Here is a 16,229-nt window from a genome sequence, read left to right on the forward strand (position 1 = left end):
TCAGCAACCTGTTGCCTGCAGGTTACTGCACCATCTCGAAACTGAAATTCACGGTGATCCCGGCGCTTACCTGGCCCGGCCTTACCGGGGTCGATTCTTCGGCAACGTCCATGGTCGCCACCTGACGCATCATCGGCATGGGACGATCGGACGTCACGTTTTCGCTGATCTCCAGCAGGCGGATATTCGAATAGCCCGACATTTGCGCATAGGTCTGCGCCCGTCGCTGCGCAGTGGCGAAAGCGGCCTGGCGCGCCTGCTCCACCGCGGGGGCGGGGTCGTCCACCGCCCAGCCGATGCCGCCAAGGTCCGTAGCCCCTGCTGCGACCAGGGCATCCAACACCTCTCCGGTACGCTGGATATCGCGCAGCACGATATTCACCCGGTTCATCACGCGGTAGCCGCGGAACTCCTGCTCGCGGGTCTGCTGGTTATATTCGTATTCGGCATTCAGGTTCACGCCGCTGGTCTGGATATCGTCCTCGTCGATGCCGAGTGCCTCGATCCGGTCGACCACGGCATTCATCTGCCGCGCGTTCTGGCGCATCGCTTCCACTGCCGTGGGCGCAACTGTCGTGACGCCCGCGCTGAGATTGGCGATGTCCGGATCGATCGAAACGCTTTCGCTCACCGAAAGGGCGATCACCGGACCGTTTGATTCGATGGCGACTTCGGCGGCAGCGGGGCTGGCTATCATGGCGATTGCGGCAACGGGAAGGATGGGACGGATCATTGGGGGGCTCCTAGATTATCAGGCACGTCATCTGCCTTGCCCACGATAACGCCGGGCTGAACGGGGCCGTTCCAATTCCTTCAGCTTGCCACTCGCCCGCATCGCCCCTAACTGCGCACCGCAATGGCAGAACCACCGATCTTGAGCTGGGAAGGACTGGGCCTGCAACAGGGCGGGCGCTGGCTGTTCGGAGATCCCGCCGAAGGGTCGGGCATGGACCTCCACATCGGCCCCCGCGACCGCTTTGCGCTGATCGGCCGCAACGGCGTTGGCAAGACCACGCTGCTGAAGCTGATAACCGGTGAGATCGAGGCCGACCGGGGCACCCGCAAGGTGAAGCCGCACATGAATATCGTCTGGCTTGAGCAGGAGCCGGACTTCTCCGGCTTCGCCACGCTGATGGATTACGCGCTTTCGGGCGAACGTCCGCCCGCCGAACACGAAGTGGAAGCGATTGCCGGACAGCTGGGGATCGACATGACAACCGGCACGGCTGGTGCCAGCGGGGGCGAGCGTCGGCGCGCGGCCATCGCTCGCGCCCTAGCCCTGCAACCGGATCTGTTGTTGCTGGACGAGCCGACCAACCACCTCGACCTTGCCGCAATCGACTGGCTGGAAGCCTGGCTGACCCGTTACAAGGGCGCCTTCATCGTCATCAGCCACGACCGTACATTCCTGAAGCGCCTGACGCGTTCGACCCTGTGGCTCGACCGCGGACAATTGCGCCGCAAGGACGTGGGTTTCGGCGGGTACGAGGCATGGGAAGAACAGGTCTACGCCGAAGAGGCGCGCGCCGCGGAAAAGATGGACGCGAAGCTGAAGATCGAAGCGCATTGGCTGGAGCGCGGCGTCACCGCACGGCGCAAGCGCAACATGGGCCGGCTTGAGAAGCTGTGGGAAATGCGCGCCGCTCGCGCAGCGATGATCACGCCCGGCGGAACCGCCAAGTTGAAGCTGGCGAGCGACAGTGACTTCAAGTCGAAGTCGGTGATCGTGGCGGAAGACATCGCCAAGTCCTTCGACGAGCGGGAGATCATCAAGCCGTTTTCCCTGCGCATCCAGCGCGGCGACCGCATCGGCATCGTCGGCGCAAACGGTGCTGGCAAGACCACGCTCCTGAAGATGCTGACCAAGGAGATGGAGCCCGATAGCGGCACCGTCACCCATGCAAAGACCCTGGCGGGCGTCATGATCGATCAGCAGCGCGCCCTGCTGAAACCGGACATGACCGTGCGTCAGGTGCTGGCAGAGGGCGGTGACTGGATCGATGTGCGCGGTCAGCGCAAGCACGTGCAGGCCTATCTGAAGGACTTCCTGTTCGATCCCTCGCTGGTGGATGCCAAGATCGGCACTTTCTCCGGCGGAGAGCGATCGCGGTTGCTGCTGGCCCGCGAATTCTCCCGCACATCGAACCTGCTGGTTCTGGACGAGCCGACGAACGACCTCGATCTGGAAACGCTGGACCTGTTGCAGGAGGTTATCGCGGACTACGAAGGTACGGTTCTTCTCGTCAGCCACGACCGCGATTTTCTGGACCGCACCGTTACCGTGACGCTCGGCCTCGACGGCAGTGGAACGGTGGATATCGTGGCGGGCGGCTACGAGGACTGGCAGGCGAGGCGCAAGCAGCAAACATCGCGAAAATCGTCAACGAATTCCGGTGCTTCGGATACGCCAGCCGCGTCCCCTCCCCTGCCGCCCAGGGATCCGGCGAAACTCAGTTACAAGGACCAGCGCGATTACGAGCAGCTGCCCGCGCGGATTGAGGAGCTCGAGCAACTGATTGCCAAAGGCGAGACGGCCCTTGCCGATCCCGATCTTTACAGCCGCGACCCGGACAAGTTTTCGCGCATCTCGAAATCCATCGAACTGGCGCGGCAGGAAAAGGACGAGGCCGAGGAACGCTGGCTGGACCTCGCCGCCCTGGTAGAGGACTGACGCGGCACAGCGAGGTTAATTGGCGTTAACCACGCTTGCACACTTCGTTTGCACCAAACCGCGTCAAAACTCCTCCTCATGGGGAATGCGACCAGCTCCGCTTTGCGTACCGATGAAACGGTGACGCCCGCCCGAATGGCGGGTGACGATGGCCCTGCCTTCGGCAGCCTCGCGAACCTTGGCGGCCCCCGCAAATTCAAGAAAAAGCCGGTTCTCGTCCTCGATCCCGAGGAACTGGAAAAGGCGCACATGCTGTTTCAGGAAGCCTCGGCGGAATTGCTGGGCGAGGAAATCGAACGTCCCGAGCGGCCGAAGTCGATCCTGGGCCTTGCCCCAATCGACGACGACGAAGCCGCGCCCGAAGACATGGGCGAAAGCGACGATTCCGAAGCCGGTGACGACACCGACGCCATCCCCAGCGCGGAAGACGTGCTGCGCATGACGGCCGGGCGCACGCCAGTTGATCCTGACCTGGATATCGAAGACGGGATGGAAGACGACTTCATTTCCCGTCAGCTGGAAAATCTGGATGTCGGTCATCGCATCTTCCCCAGCCTGCCGCTGAAATCCGAAGCGGAAATCGCTGCCGAGGAAGAGGCAGAGCTCGCACGGATCGCTGCGCGTGCAAACGATGCGGAACCTTCGGCCGATTACCTCGGGGATGCCGACCTCCCGAGCTCGAGCATCGAGATTGCCTACGATCCCGAGCGCACCCCTGCCCCTGCTCCTGCCCCTCGGCGCACGATGGCTTTCCCGGTTGACCCATTGCCCGAACCGGAGGCGGAGATCGAACAGGCCGCAGCTCCGGAGCTTCCGGTCGCGCCTATCGAAAGCGGACGGGCGAGGCGCGCTTTCGGCGATGCGCCCTTCCTCGATTTTCCGGCTGGCCCGCTGCGCTACGAAGAAGAACCTCGGCAGGCTGTTTCCGAAGACCGCGTGGCTCCCCCGCCTGCCGACCTGGATGGGGAAAGCGAACCTCACGCCGATGCTGAACCGCCCCTCGCACTGGAACTTGACCACGAGTGGGAAGAGGATGTCCCTCTCGGCCTTGCCGAGGAGGAGCACGAGGTTGAGCCGCACGATGCTGCAAACCCGGTCGAAGACGACAGCTACACCGAAATCGAGGACGAGCCGGTCGACGGCTACGCCTTCATGTATGCCAACAGCCCTCGGGGCCGCACACTGCAGGCGCTTGCCGATGGCGAAAGCAATTCGCTGCGCGCCAAGCTGCTGAAGGAACGCGCCGATGCCTCTGCCGAAGCCGAAGCTGCCGAGCGTCGTCCTTCGATCTCGGTTCGCTTTGCCAATTGGCTACGAGGCCTGTTCGGCTAGTTGATCCGGTAGTAATCGGCCACCCGGTCCAGCGCCAGCTTGAGCACCAGTTTCCCGCTGCGCGCGGGCCAGGCCAGGGCTTTTTCCGCCACCGGCAGCGTTTCCCCGGCGCAGACCACGCGCCAGAGGATATCTTCGAGCCCCCGGCCCGCTTCACGCAAGGCACCATCGAAACGGCTGCGGGCCGCGATTTGCCGTTCGGTTTGCGTCAGGCCCTGTTCGCCCGTTCCCTTTATCCGCACCGGATCCCAGCGCATCGTGACGCTGGCGCCCAGTTGCGCGCGTTCGTAATCGGCGCGCAGTCGCTCGCCCGCGTCAAACAACCTGTCTTCCAGATGGCCATGCGCGTGCAGCCAGGTCAGCGGACTTTCCGCCACGTTCACCGTCACGCTGCGGCGCTTGCGCGTCACCCCTCCGCCGCGGCGCGGGCCTTCCTCGGTAAGTTCGCGTTCCACCAGCTTGCGATTGTTCATGCGCTATCCCCTTCTTCGACCGGGAAGCGCCTTGCAAAAACGAATCGGGTGTAGGAAAGAGAAAATTGAAACCAGATCGGTTAGTTTGGAGGCCTTTTTCGCATGATCAATCGCATTCGCGACATCCGGAAGCAGAAGGGCATGACGCTTGCCGAAGTGGCAGCGGCCTGCTCGCCGGCAACGACGGCGCAAACGATCGGTCGGCTCGAAACCGGCATGCGCAACCTGTCACTCGCGTGGATGAACCGGATCGGCGGGGCACTGGGCGTCGATCCCGAAACCCTGGTGAAAGGAGATGCGCAAAGGCCCACGCAGGTCATAGCGCGCCTGACCGAGGCGGGCGCTGAAAGCCTGTCCAGCCCGCGCGATGCCATCCTGCCTACGGAACTGGTGGACGGCGGATCCCTCGTTTGCCTATCCATCGAAACCAGCCAGGGCGAATATCGCAGCGGTGACCAGTTGTGGATGCGGCAGGTTTCGCCCGCAGATGCTAGCAATCTGGTCAACCGCGATGTGCTGGCACCCCGTTCCGGCGGGCGTTTCGCGTTCGGACGACTGATCGACCGGCAAGGAACACTGGTGGGGCTGCTGCCGCCCGGGATCGGGCAAAGGCAAATCGTTATCGACAACCCGGCATGGCTGGCGGTTGCCGAAATGCTGGTAAGGAAGCTCTGAGGCAAGGCCCGAAATGCCCCGCGTCCTGTCCATCGCCACGCTTTATCCCAACGTGCACGTCCCGCGTTTTGGCACTTTTGTCGCGCGGCAGATGGAAGCGCTGGCAGCGCGCGCCGACTGGGATGTAACCGTAATCAACCCCATCGGTGTACCGCCGGTGCCGATGGGCCGGTACAAGGCGCTTGCCGCCGCCGCCATTTCGGGGGAGGAAGGCGGGGTCGACGTTCGCCGTCCGCGTTTCACGCTGATCCCGGCGGTCGGCGGCCCGTTCAACCCGGCAATGATCGCCAAGGCCGCATTGCCGATCGCCCGACAGTTGCACGACCGCGAGCCATTCGACCTGATAGACGCCCAGTTCTTCTATCCCGATGGCCCGGCCGCTTGCCAGATTGCGCGGTCGTTACGCCTGCCGCTCAGCATCAAGGCGCGCGGGGCGGACATTTCCCACTGGGGACACAAGTCCTATGCGCTGAAAAAAATGCAGGCGGCCAGCGAACAGGCCGCCGGATTGCTGGCGGTGAGCGAGGCGCTGAAACGAGACATGGGCGCAATCGGGCTGCCCGAAAGCAAGATCACCGTTCATTACACCGGTCTCGACCGGGAGCTGTTCTACCCCCGGGGACGCTCTCCATCGCGCCAGCTACTGGCGGCGGAATTCAACCTTCACCTTGATGATGATGAGCGACTGCTGGCCTGCGTCGGCGCGCTGATTCCGCGCAAAGGCCAGCACTTCGTCATCCGGGCCCTGCGCCAGTTGCCAGATACTCATCTCGCGCTGGTGGGCACCGGCGGTGACCGGGCGGCGCTGGCGGAACTGGCTCTTGAACTAGGCCTGGCGAACCGGGTGCATTTTCTCGGCAGCCTCGATCACGGGGCGCTTCCGGTGGTGCTGTCTGCCGCAGATGCGATGGTGCTGCCCTCAGCTAGCGAGGGGCTGGCCAACGCCTGGGTGGAATCGCTCGCCTGCGGCACGCCGCTGATCATCACCGATGCCGGCGGAGCGAAGGAGCTGGTCACAGCGCCAGAGGCCGGACGAATCGTGGCTCGCGAGACCGACGCAATCGTCAGGGGCGTGCGCGAGGTGCTTGGCGCGAATTATGCGCCGGACGACGTTGCCACGATGGCCGAACGGTTCAGCTGGGATGCCAATGCTGCCGCGCTGGCGGCGTACTACGAGACGCTGATCGGCTGACCTGCCCCCTCCCGGCTTGCGGGAGAGATCAGCGCCGTATCACATCTCGCCGCGCGCCTTGCGTTCCTGTCGCTCGGCCACGCCTTCTTCCGGCACGAAGCTGTCGCTGGTCACACCCAGCCACACCAGGATCGGCGCGGCCATGTAGACCGAGGAATAGGTACCCACGAACACACCCAGCACGATAGCGCCAACCATGCCCACAAGGCTGGCAGGGCCGAAGAACAACAGGGGGATAAGCGCGATGAGCAGCGTCAGCGAGGTCATGACGGTACGCGCAAGCGTCTCGTTCACCGACAGGTCGAGCAGTTCCGGAAGCTGCATCTTGCGATACTTCTTCAGGTTTTCGCGGATACGGTCATAGACCACGATGGTATCGTTCAGCGAATAACCGATGATCGCCAGGATGGCGGCGATGATCTGCAGCGAGAATTCAAGCTGCAACAGCGCGAACATGCCCAGCGTCAGCGATACGTCGTGGAACAGCGCGAACAGCGCGCCTACGCCAAATTGCCATTCGAAGCGGATCCAGATGTAGGCCGCGATCGCCAGCATGGCGAACAGCAGGGCGTAAAGCGCGGTCTCTCGGAATTCGCCGGAAACCTTGCCCGAAACCGTGTTGTTCGAGTCCACGCGGAAGTCCGAATGGGCTGCGGTTACGGTGTCGATGATCTGGCCCGAAATCCGGTTGGCGGCGGCAGGATCGCCTTCCGCGCTTTCGGGCAGTCGCACACGGATCGAGACCTGGTTCGGCTCTCCGAAGCGCTGGATCACCGGTTCGCCCAGACCGAGCGTGCCGAGGGTGTCGCGAAGTTCGCCGACGGGAGCCTCGGCCTCTTCCTGGAAGGTGCCGGTGATTTCCTGGCCGCCGGCAAAGTCCACGCCGTAATTCAGGCCCTTGGTCATCACCAGGCCCCAGCTTGCGGCGATCAGCAGCAGGCTGACGATGTAGAACGGCACGCGCCATTTTAGGAACGCGATGTTCGTATTGTCGGGAACGAGCTTGAGCAGTTTCATGATCTAATCCTCGCCCCTCAGATGTGGATTTCGCTGGGGCGCTTGCCGCGCAGCCAACCGGCCACCCACATGCGGGTGAGGGTCACGGCGGTGAAAACGCTGGTGAACAGGCCAATGATCAGCACCACGGCGAAACCGCGTACCGGGCCAGAGCCGAACAGGAACAGGAGCACACCGGCGATGAAGTTGGTGACGTTGGCGTCGTAGATGGCGCGGCTGGCTTCCTTGTAGCCATTCTCCACCGCGGCAACCACGCGCCGCCCTCGCCTTCGTTCCTCGCGGATGCGTTCGTTGATGAGCACGTTGGCGTCCACTGCGGCGCCCACCGTCAGCACGAAGCCAGCAATACCGGGCAGCGTCAGCGTGGTATTCATCATCGCCATGATGCCCAGCACCATCAGCACGTTGAAGACCAGCGCGATCGTGGCATAGACCCCGAACCGGCCATAGGTGGCGATCATGAGGCCGATCACCAGAAGCGAGCCGATGCCCATTGCGACGGCGCCTGCCACAATTGAATCGCGGCCCAGATCCGGCCCGACCGTGCGTTCCTCGATGATGGTAAGCGGCACCTGCAGCGCGCCGGAGCGGAGCTGGATCGCCAGTTCATTGGCGCTTTCTGTGGTGAAGCCGCCAGAAATCTGCGCGCTGCCGGAGAGGATCGGCTCGTTGAAGTTCGGTGCGGAAATTACCGCACCATCCAAAATGATGGCGAAACGGCGGCCCACGTTCTCGGTCGAAAGGGTGGCAAAGCGCCGCCCCCCTTCCTGATCGAACTGGATCGAAACGACCGGCTCGTTCGTCTGCGCGTCGAAACTTTGTTGCGCCCCGGTAAGGCTGTCTCCGCGAATACCGCCAAGACGACGGACTGCTTCAGACTGACCGGCAAATCCGCTGTCTTCGGCGTAGGGGACGATCTCGCTGCCCGGCCGGGCAATACCCTGGGCAACGTCGCTGGGCAGCGCGTTCGCATCGACCAGCTTGAATTCCAGCTGCGCGGTCTCACCCAGCAGGCTCTTCAACTGGTCCGGATTTTCCAGGCCGGGTACCTGCACCACGATGCGGGTGTCGCCCTGGCGCAGGATCGTGGGCTCGCGCGTGCCAAGCTCGTCGATACGGCGACGGATTACGTCGACGGTAGCTTCCATCGCATCGTCAACTGCCGTTTCCAGGCCTTCCTCGGTCTGCGTCAGCACCATGCGGTTGCCGTCCATCACCGCCATGTTCCACTCGCGAACGAGGCCCTGCCCGTTCATCAGCGGCGTCAGTACCTCGCGGGCGCGGTCGAGCTCGCTGGGATCGTCCAGCATGAAGGAAAGGCGGCCGTTGGCAGTGGAGACATCGCCGATGCGAATCTCCGGCTCGGCATCAGCCAGTGCCTGCCGGACCGATTCTTCCATGGTTTCCAGCCGCTCGCGCTGAACGGCCTGGGTGTCGCCTTCCAGCAGGATATGACTGCCGCCGGCAAGGTCGAGGCCGAGGTTGACCTCAGGTCCCTCGAGAGCGTCGGGCAGATTTATGCCGGAGAGCGAGGCGATGGAAGGCAACGCGGCCAGAGCCACGAGAATTGTTATGGCCCAGAGCGAAATACGCTTCCAGAGGGGAAAATCGAGCATGTGTCAGCTATCCGCCGGAATGGATCAGTCGTTGGCGGGCTTGCCGCCCGGCTGGATGATGTCGCCGATGGTGCTTTTCACCACCTTGATGCGAGTGCCCTGGGCGATTTCCACTTCGGCGTATGTTTCATCGACCTTGGTGATCTTGCCCACGACGCCGCCCGCGGTAACGACCTGGTCGTTCTTCTTAAGGCCGGCCACTTTCGCTTGGTGTTCCTTGGCGCGCTTCATCTGCGGGCGGAAGAGCAGGAACCAGAAAATCAGGATCATACCGACGATGGGAAGGAACTGCAGCCAACCCGGAGGGGCATCGCCAGCAGCCGCGGCAGAGAAAATATCAAGCATCAATCGAGGTCCATCCCGAACATTGGAAACACTAGAGTGGGGAGGCCTCGGCAAGGTTCAAGGCATGCCCCTCCCCGAGACGTTGGAGGCGCGCCTAGCAGCATTGGCATATTGAGGCAATCGAGGTGGTTGCCATACCGGAAATGCCCAACTATAGGGCCGCACTCCACTGGTCTCGGGAAGTAGCGCAGCCTGGTAGCGCATCACACTGGGGGTGTGGGGGTCGCAGGTTCGAATCCTGTCTTCCCGACCAGTGGTTTTTCTCCCCTTCCCCCGCGCACGGCCATTCGTGGCCTGCCTTGCTCCCCGCTCTCGCACCGGCATTTGCCGTGCGCGCGCGAACGCTTCGGCCCGCGCGCCACGGAGGCGCGCTTTTGCAGTGACCACGCCGTTCCAATCGCCATTCCGCCGCCTGCGTCATGCGTGAGCCAGACCTTAGGGGACGATCTCGTCGGTTCTCAGCCTGCCGTCACGACTACACGTATGAATCGTAAGTACAAATGTCGCTATTTTCCTTTGATTGTCGCATTTCTACAAATGCAAAATCTGCCAATAGTTGAAAACTACTCCGATTGACATGCCCTGCACCAGTGGCTTAACCAAAAGCCATTGAAGATTCGTGCCGTTAGCGCCGATCCCTTGGCGCAGGCACGAAACCCGGGGGGGCATTGATGAGTAACAATCGTTTGCGTCGGCAAAGCTTTCTTGCGGCGTGCTTTTCACTCCCGCTACTTTCCTTGTCGATACCGGCCCTGGCGCAAGACACAGACGCGCCCACCAGGGAGGAACTAGATCCGGACGGTCCGGACGACGGCCTCCTTCCGCCTGCGAACGTGCGCTTCGATGGCGAATTCGCCCGCCAGAATTGTCCGTTCGTCGGAAATGAACTGCGTGTGCGAATCGATCGCATCGAATTCGTCAATCCGGCCGGCGGCGCCGTGCCCGAAGAATTGCTGGAGAGCCTTTCCGCCATCACTGCGCCGGGCGGTGAGCAGGAACTGGCGAGTGTCTGCGACATCCGCGACGCGGCGAACAACGCCCTTCGCAGGGACGGATGGATTGCCCGGGTTCAGGTTCCCCAGCAGACGCTGACAGATACCTTGCAACTGAACGTGATTGCAGCGCGGATTTCGGAAATCCGTGTGGTCGGCAACGCCGGCCCTTTCCGCGACCAGATCGCAAGCCAGGTGGAGGCCCTGCAGGGCGTATACCCCCTTAACGAACGCGATGCTGAGCGCATCCTGCTGCTGGCCAACGATGTTCCGGGGATTACCCTGCAACTATCCCTCGCTCCGGGGCAGGCTGGCACGGGCGACGTCGTCGGCAATCTCGCGATCGATTTCGAGCCCTATGCGGTCTTGCTGAACACCCGCAATTATAACTCGCGCCGTATCGGTCGCGAGACATTGTATGGCCGGTTCGAGTATTACGGCCTTACCGGACTTGCCGACCGCACCTTCGTGGCAGCGCAGACAACCTACGATTTCGACGAACAGGTGCTGGTCCAGGCGGGTCACGATTTTGCCCTCGGGGCAAGCGGCCTGCGCGCAGGGGCGGCTTTTACCTATGCATGGTCCAATCCGTTTATCGAAAACCTCGATCTGAGCACCGATACGCTGCTTGCTGACGTAAACGTCACCATGCCGGTCCTGCGACGGGTTGCCGCCTCGGCTGACCTGACGCTGGGGCTCGAATACGCTGACCAGGAGACAAAGGTTGGCGCGATTTCGCTGAGCAAGGACGCGACCCGCACGGTCTACCTGCGCGGAGACTTTGCCACCGCGATCTCAAACATGGGCTCTTTCAGGACCTATTCGCAAGGGTTCCTCGAACTGCGCCACGGGCTTGGCATCCTTGGCGCAACAGAATTCGGCCCGTTCGGAACAGCGCAGACCGATGGTGTCTCCGCCTCTCGCCCGTTCGGCGATTCCACCGCCTTCGTCGTGCGCGGAGAAGCGACGGCAGGCGTGGTTTCTTCAGTGGGTCTGGGCCTCAACCTAACCCTTGCCGGGCAGTACACCGACGATCCGCTTCTCAATTTCGACGAATTCAGCATCGGCAACCTGACGGTAGGGCGCGGCTATGATCCCGGCGCGAACAGCGGCGACAGGGCGATCGGTGTTGCAGCGGAGGTCACCCAGGATTTCGTCCTGCGCGAGGGCCTGAAACTGCAGGCATTCGGCTTCTACGACATCGTCCAGGTCGAAAACCTGGACCAGGGCACACCCGATCCGTTGCGCACGCTGGAATCATGGGGCGGTGGCCTTCGCCTGAACCTGACCAAGGGCCTGAGCGCGGAAATCGCCTATGCCGAACCGCTCGACCGCCCGCTGTTCAATGACACCACAGAGCCGCCGGCCAGGGTACTGTTCTCGATAAGCACGCGCTTTCCGTCGCTGCTGCGCTGATCTGGGGAAGAGGAAATAACACGATGAACCGTAACACTGGAAATTTCCGCCTCAACCTCCTCCTTGGAACAGCCGCAGCGGGGATCATCGCAGTCCCGGGCACTGCCCATGCGCAGCTCGTCTCGGCCGGGGATCTGAACGCGACGTTCGATTCCGCCGCCACCGCAGGCCCGCACATCAATGTCACCAACCCCAGCGCGACCGAAGCGAACATCGAGGTTCTCGCCGAAGTCGTCGTTGCGGACTGGAACCAGTTCAACGTTCCCGATGCCACGCAACTGACCGTCGTCAACGGCAGCGGCAATGGCGGCATTGCTGCCTTGCTGAACCGGGTGATCGGCGGCAGTCCGTCCGACCTTGGCGGCACGATTACGGCCACCGATGTCGATCTCTGGATCATCAACCAGAACGGCATCCTGTTCGGCGACAACACCTCGATCACCGCCAACAGTTTCGTCGCTTCCACGCTGGACATTTCCAACGCCGACTTCTTCGATGGACTGGCGTCTACGAACTTCAGCGGGCCGTCGGCGGCCGGTATCGTGTCTGCGGGCACCAACGCCCAGTTCATCACCGACGGGTCGCTCTGGTTTGTCTCGCAGAATCTCGATCTGACCGCGTCCTTCACCTCCACGAACGAGACTGTCGCCTTCATCACGGCCAGCGACGTCGACGTGGCCTTTACGCCCGGAAGCCCGCTCAACATCACGGTGAACGCAGGCAGTACCATTGCCACCGGGCAGACCGTGGGCGGCACGGTGGAAGGCGACTTCGCCGCGTTCCACATGGTGACGGCTGGCGGTGTACTCGATGGCCTGCTTCAGGTCGATGCCGATGTCACCGCGACGCACGCAGCTTTCACACCTGATGGCATTATCCTGTTCGGCGATAACGATGGTGCAGATGAGGTCTCCATTGCTGCTGGCGGTGCACTCGAGTCCACCGGACTGATCAATGTCGACAGCGATGGCGATGTAGCCCTTGCTCAGAACGCGATTGGCGGAGCGATCGCTATCGACGCGGCCGGCACGGTGCAGACTTCAGACCTGACTTCGACGGCGGGGGCAATCGATGTGACCGGCGCGGGCGATGTCTCCACCGGCAATCTTGCAGCGATCGGCGGCGATACGAGCGTTGCCTCGACCACCGGCGTGCTCGACCTCGGCGATGTATCTTCTTCACTGGACGTCACCCTAACTGCGGCGACGACACTCGATGCCGGAGTGGTCGAAGCGGGCGGCAACCTCACCGCCACCTCGACCGGCGAACTGACGCTCGCCAGCGCCACAGCAGACACAGGCGACCTCACGCTTGCCAGCACCAACGGTCCGCTCACCGTCACCGGTGCATCGTCCGGCGTCTCCGCCGATATCGACAGCGGCGGCACGGCGAGCCTTGGCGATGTAACCACCACCGGCGGCGCACTGGCCATCGACGCCACTGGCGACATCGACACCGGCAATCTTGCAGCGACCGGCGGCAACACGAGCGTTGCCTCGACCACTGGCCTGCTCGACCTGGGCAATGTGTCCTCGTCTATGGACGTCACACTCGCCGCGGCGACTTCGCTCGATGCCGGAGTGGTCGAAGCAGGTGGCAACCTCATCGCCACTGCGACCGATGCCCTCACCCTCGCCAGCGCCACGGCTGACAGCGATGACAACGGCACCGGCGATCTCGCGCTTGCGAGCACCAACGGTCCGCTCACCGTCACCGGCGCATCGTCCGGCGTCTCCGCCGATATCGACAGCGGCAGCACGGCGAGCCTTGGCGACGTAACCACCACCGGCGGCGCGCTGGCCATCGATGCCGCGAGCGACATCGACACCGGCAATCTTGCAGCGAGCGGCGGCGACACGAGCGTTGCCTCGACTACCGGCCTGCTCGACCTGGGCGATGTGTCGTCCAGCCTCGACGTGGCTCTCACTTCCGCCACCTCGCTTACTGCCGGCGCAGTCAGTGCAGGCGGCAACCTCACCGCCACCGCAACCGACGTACTGACGCTGGCAAGCGCCACGGCAGACAGCGATGACAACGGCACCGGCGACCTCACGCTTGCCAGCACCAACGGTCCACTCACCGTCACCGGCGCATCGTCCGGCGTCTCCGCCGATATCGACAGCGGCAGCACGGCGAGCCTTGGCGACGTAACCACCACCGGCGGTTCGCTTGCCATTGATGCCGCGGGCGATATCGACACCGGCAATCTTGCAGCGACCGGCGGCAACACGAGCGTTGCCTCGACCACCGGCCTGCTCGGCCTGGGCGATGTGTCGTCCAGCCTCGACGTGACTCTCACCTCCGCCACCTCGCTTGCTGCCGGCGCAGTCAGCGCGGGCGGCAACCTCACCGCAACTGCGGCCAATGCCCTCACCCTTGCCAGCGCCACAGCAGACACCGGCGATCTCACGCTTGCGAGCACCAACGGTCCGCTCACCGTCACCGGTGCATCGAGCGGCGTCTCCGCCGATATCGACAGCGGCAGCACGGCGAGCCTCGGCGATGTGACCACCACCGGCGGCGCACTGGCCATCGATGCCGCAGGCGACATCGACACCGGCAATCTTGCAGCGACCGGCGGCGACACGAGCGTTGCCTCGACCACTGGCCTGCTCGACCTGGGCAATGTGTCCTCGTTTATGGACGTCACACTCGCCGCCACGGCGCTTGCGGCAGGCGCGGTCAGTGCAGGTGGCAACCTCACCGCCACTGCGACCGATGCCCTCACCCTCGCCAGCGCCACGGCTGACAGCGATGACAACGGCACCGGCGACCTTACGCTTGCCAGCACCAACGGTCCGCTCACCGTCACCGGCGCATCGGGCGGCGTCTCTGCCGATATCGACAGCGGCGGCACGGCGAGCCTCGGTGATGTCACCACCACCGGCGGCGCGCTGGCCATCGACGCCACTGGCGATATCGACACCGGCAATCTTGCAGCGACCGGGGGCAACACGAGCGTTGCCTCGACCACCGGCGTGCTCGACCTGGGCGATGTATCGTCCAGCCTCGACGTGACTCTCACTTCCGCCACGACGCTTGCGGCAGGCGCGGTCAGTGCAGGTGGCAACCTCACCGCCACCGCGACCGATGATCTCACCCTCGCCAGCGCCACGGCTGATAGCGATGACAACGGCACCGGTGATCTCACGCTTACCAGCACCAACGGTCCGCTCACCGTCACCGGTGCATCGTCCGGCGTCTCTGCCGATATCGACAGCGGCGGCACGGCGAGCCTCGGTGATGTAACCACCACTGGCGGTGCGCTGGATATTCAGGCGCAGGGCGACATCACATTCGGCAACCTTGTCGGCACCGGTATTGCTGGCGGCACCATACTTGTAACTTCGTTGGCCGGTGACATTACCGGCGACAGCAGCATCCTCTCGATGGGTTCGTTCCAACGCCTTGCGGCTGCGGGCGATATTACAATTGGCGATGCCCGATCAAACGGCAGCAACATTTTCCTTTTGGCTGGCGGCTCGCTTGCCGCGACGGGTACGATCGCAACGTCGCTTGCCGGCGACCCGGCATCGGGGCATGTTCTCCTGCGGTCCGGCGGCGCAACCAACGTCCAGACAGTCAACGCGGGTGACGATCTTTTCGCCGAGGCGGGTAGCACATTCTCCGGCGGTGCCCTGTCGGCCGGTGACGATGTTCGCGTGACTGCGCCCGGCACGATCTCCATCATGTCGGCTACCGCGCGCGGTACGGGCGACGATTCCGTGTTCCTTGAATATCAGGGAGCTTCTGGCCCGAATACGACGACATTCGGTTTCGCCGAGGCCCTGACGGGTTCGAACGTGATCCTTAACTCGAGCGCCGACGCGGTACGTTCGACCGGAGACATAACGGCTGCGAACGATGCGATCCTGAGTGCTGCCACGACGATCGATGCCAATTCCGTTACGGCCGGTAACGACGTAACCGCAACCGCTTCCGGTCGCCTGGTGCTCACAAGCGCCACGGCGGACAGCGATGACAGCGGTGCAGGTAACCTGACGCTCACCAGCACCAACGGACCGCTGAAGGTGACTGGCGCATCAAGCGGTGTCGCAGTCGACATCGACAGTGGTGGCACGGCGACGCTTGGCGTCGACGGAAATACGCTTTCCCTCACGCAATCGACCGGCGGCGTGCTGGATATCGATGCCGCAGGCGATATCAGGACCGGCCAGGTACAGGCAGTTGGCGGCAAAGCCGAACTGACCTCGGCTGGTGGTGCGATTACCACCAGCGATGTCTCTTCGACCGCGGACGTCCTGCTCGATGCTGCGACCCGGCTGACAGCGCAGAATGTTTCAGCACGAAATGACATTGTCGCCAATTCGATCGACAATATGGTGCTCACAAGCGCCACGGCGGACAGCGATGACAACGGCACCGGCGATCTCACGCTCACCAGCACCAACGGTCCGCTGAAAGTGACTGGCGCATCGAGCGGTGTCGCAGTCGACATCGACAGTGGTGGCACGGCGACGCTTGGCGTCGACGGAAATA

General features: G+C 63.2%; 11 protein-coding genes and 1 tRNA gene. 7 read left to right on the plus strand and 5 right to left on the minus strand.

Annotated features, from left to right (window positions below; translation table 11 throughout):
* Positions 1 to 22: 22 nt before the first annotated feature.
* Positions 23 to 733, minus strand: a complete 711-nt coding sequence (locus D2V07_RS14105; protein WP_119587584.1) for an SIMPL domain-containing protein — start codon at positions 731 to 733, stop codon at positions 23 to 25.
* Between the two features lie 123 nt (positions 734 to 856).
* Here D2V07_RS14105 and D2V07_RS14110 point away from each other — a divergent pair, with 123 nt between their 5' ends.
* The gene (locus D2V07_RS14110) at positions 857 to 2,671 is read left to right on the plus strand and encodes an ABC-F family ATP-binding cassette domain-containing protein (RefSeq protein ID WP_119587585.1); all 1,815 of its coding nucleotides are present in this window, start codon (positions 857 to 859) and stop codon (positions 2,669 to 2,671) included.
* A 120-nt stretch (positions 2,672 to 2,791) separates the two neighbouring features.
* Positions 2,792 to 4,003 carry a hypothetical protein gene (locus D2V07_RS14115; RefSeq protein ID WP_147366991.1) on the plus strand — a complete coding sequence of 404 codons (1,212 nt, stop codon included), beginning with the start codon at positions 2,792 to 2,794 and terminating at the stop codon, positions 4,001 to 4,003.
* Here the strand turns inward: D2V07_RS14115 and D2V07_RS14120 are convergent.
* Positions 4,000 to 4,476 (minus strand): DUF6456 domain-containing protein, encoded by a 477-nt coding sequence (locus tag D2V07_RS14120; protein WP_119587587.1) that lies wholly within the window; start codon positions 4,474 to 4,476, stop codon positions 4,000 to 4,002. The genes D2V07_RS14115 and D2V07_RS14120 overlap by 4 nt on opposite strands.
* A 102-nt stretch (positions 4,477 to 4,578) precedes the next feature.
* On the opposite strand from D2V07_RS14120, the gene D2V07_RS14125 reads away from it, so the two are divergent.
* Positions 4,579 to 5,151, plus strand: coding sequence for a helix-turn-helix domain-containing protein (locus tag D2V07_RS14125; RefSeq protein WP_119587588.1), 573 nt, complete (start codon positions 4,579 to 4,581; stop codon positions 5,149 to 5,151).
* Between the two features lie 13 nt (positions 5,152 to 5,164).
* On the plus strand, positions 5,165 to 6,343 hold the full coding sequence (locus tag D2V07_RS14130) for a glycosyltransferase (protein WP_119587589.1): 1,179 nt from the start codon (positions 5,165 to 5,167) through the stop codon (positions 6,341 to 6,343).
* Between the two features lie 39 nt (positions 6,344 to 6,382).
* Here the strand turns inward: D2V07_RS14130 and secF are convergent, their stop codons facing one another.
* Genes secF through yajC form a run of 3 tightly spaced genes read right to left on the minus strand, consistent with a single transcriptional unit; the run spans position 6,383 to position 9,321 of the window.
* Positions 6,383 to 7,360, minus strand: a complete 978-nt coding sequence (gene secF / locus D2V07_RS14135) for a protein translocase subunit SecF (protein ID WP_119587590.1) — start codon at positions 7,358 to 7,360, stop codon at positions 6,383 to 6,385.
* A 17-nt stretch (positions 7,361 to 7,377) separates the two neighbouring features.
* Complete coding sequence (gene secD, locus D2V07_RS14140) at positions 7,378 to 8,976, minus strand: protein translocase subunit SecD (RefSeq protein ID WP_119587591.1); 1,599 nt, start codon at positions 8,974 to 8,976, stop codon at positions 7,378 to 7,380.
* A 24-nt stretch (positions 8,977 to 9,000) separates the two neighbouring features.
* Positions 9,001 to 9,321 carry a preprotein translocase subunit YajC gene (yajC, locus tag D2V07_RS14145; RefSeq protein ID WP_119587592.1) on the minus strand — a complete coding sequence of 107 codons (321 nt, stop codon included), beginning with the start codon at positions 9,319 to 9,321 and terminating at the stop codon, positions 9,001 to 9,003.
* Between the two features lie 176 nt (positions 9,322 to 9,497).
* On the opposite strand from yajC, the gene D2V07_RS14150 reads away from it, so the two are divergent.
* From D2V07_RS14150 to D2V07_RS14160, 3 genes are all read left to right on the plus strand, one after another.
* Positions 9,498 to 9,574: transfer RNA gene (locus D2V07_RS14150), tRNA-Pro, on the plus strand.
* A 484-nt stretch (positions 9,575 to 10,058) separates the two neighbouring features.
* The gene (locus D2V07_RS14155; protein WP_119587593.1) at positions 10,059 to 11,729 is read left to right on the plus strand and encodes a ShlB/FhaC/HecB family hemolysin secretion/activation protein; all 1,671 of its coding nucleotides are present in this window, start codon (positions 10,059 to 10,061) and stop codon (positions 11,727 to 11,729) included.
* 23 nt (positions 11,730 to 11,752) lie between these two features.
* Positions 11,753 to 16,229 (plus strand): beta strand repeat-containing protein (locus D2V07_RS14160; protein ID WP_119587594.1); only part of this gene is annotated, 4,477 nt, incomplete at its 3' end.

This window comes from Aurantiacibacter zhengii, assembly GCF_003584125.1.
GTDB lineage: Bacteria > Pseudomonadota > Alphaproteobacteria > Sphingomonadales > Sphingomonadaceae > Alteraurantiacibacter > Alteraurantiacibacter zhengii.

What these genes read in the sequence shown, in the direction of transcription:
- D2V07_RS14125 (WP_119587588.1), top strand. Translation starts at nt 4,579, where the DNA reads ATGATCAATCGCATTCGCGACATCCGGAAGCAGAAGGGCATGACGCTT.
- secD (WP_119587591.1), bottom strand. Translation starts at nt 8,976, where the DNA reads ATGCTCGATTTTCCCCTCTGGAAGCGTATTTCGCTCTGGGCCATAACA.
- D2V07_RS14120 (WP_119587587.1), bottom strand. Translation starts at nt 4,476, where the DNA reads ATGAACAATCGCAAGCTGGTGGAACGCGAACTTACCGAGGAAGGCCCG.
- D2V07_RS14105 (WP_119587584.1), bottom strand. Translation starts at nt 733, where the DNA reads ATGATCCGTCCCATCCTTCCCGTTGCCGCAATCGCCATGATAGCCAGC.
- D2V07_RS14130 (WP_119587589.1), top strand. Translation starts at nt 5,165, where the DNA reads ATGCCCCGCGTCCTGTCCATCGCCACGCTTTATCCCAACGTGCACGTC.
- yajC (WP_119587592.1), bottom strand. Translation starts at nt 9,321, where the DNA reads ATGCTTGATATTTTCTCTGCCGCGGCTGCTGGCGATGCCCCTCCGGGT.
- D2V07_RS14110 (WP_119587585.1), top strand. Translation starts at nt 857, where the DNA reads ATGGCAGAACCACCGATCTTGAGCTGGGAAGGACTGGGCCTGCAACAG.
- secF (WP_119587590.1), bottom strand. Translation starts at nt 7,360, where the DNA reads ATGAAACTGCTCAAGCTCGTTCCCGACAATACGAACATCGCGTTCCTA.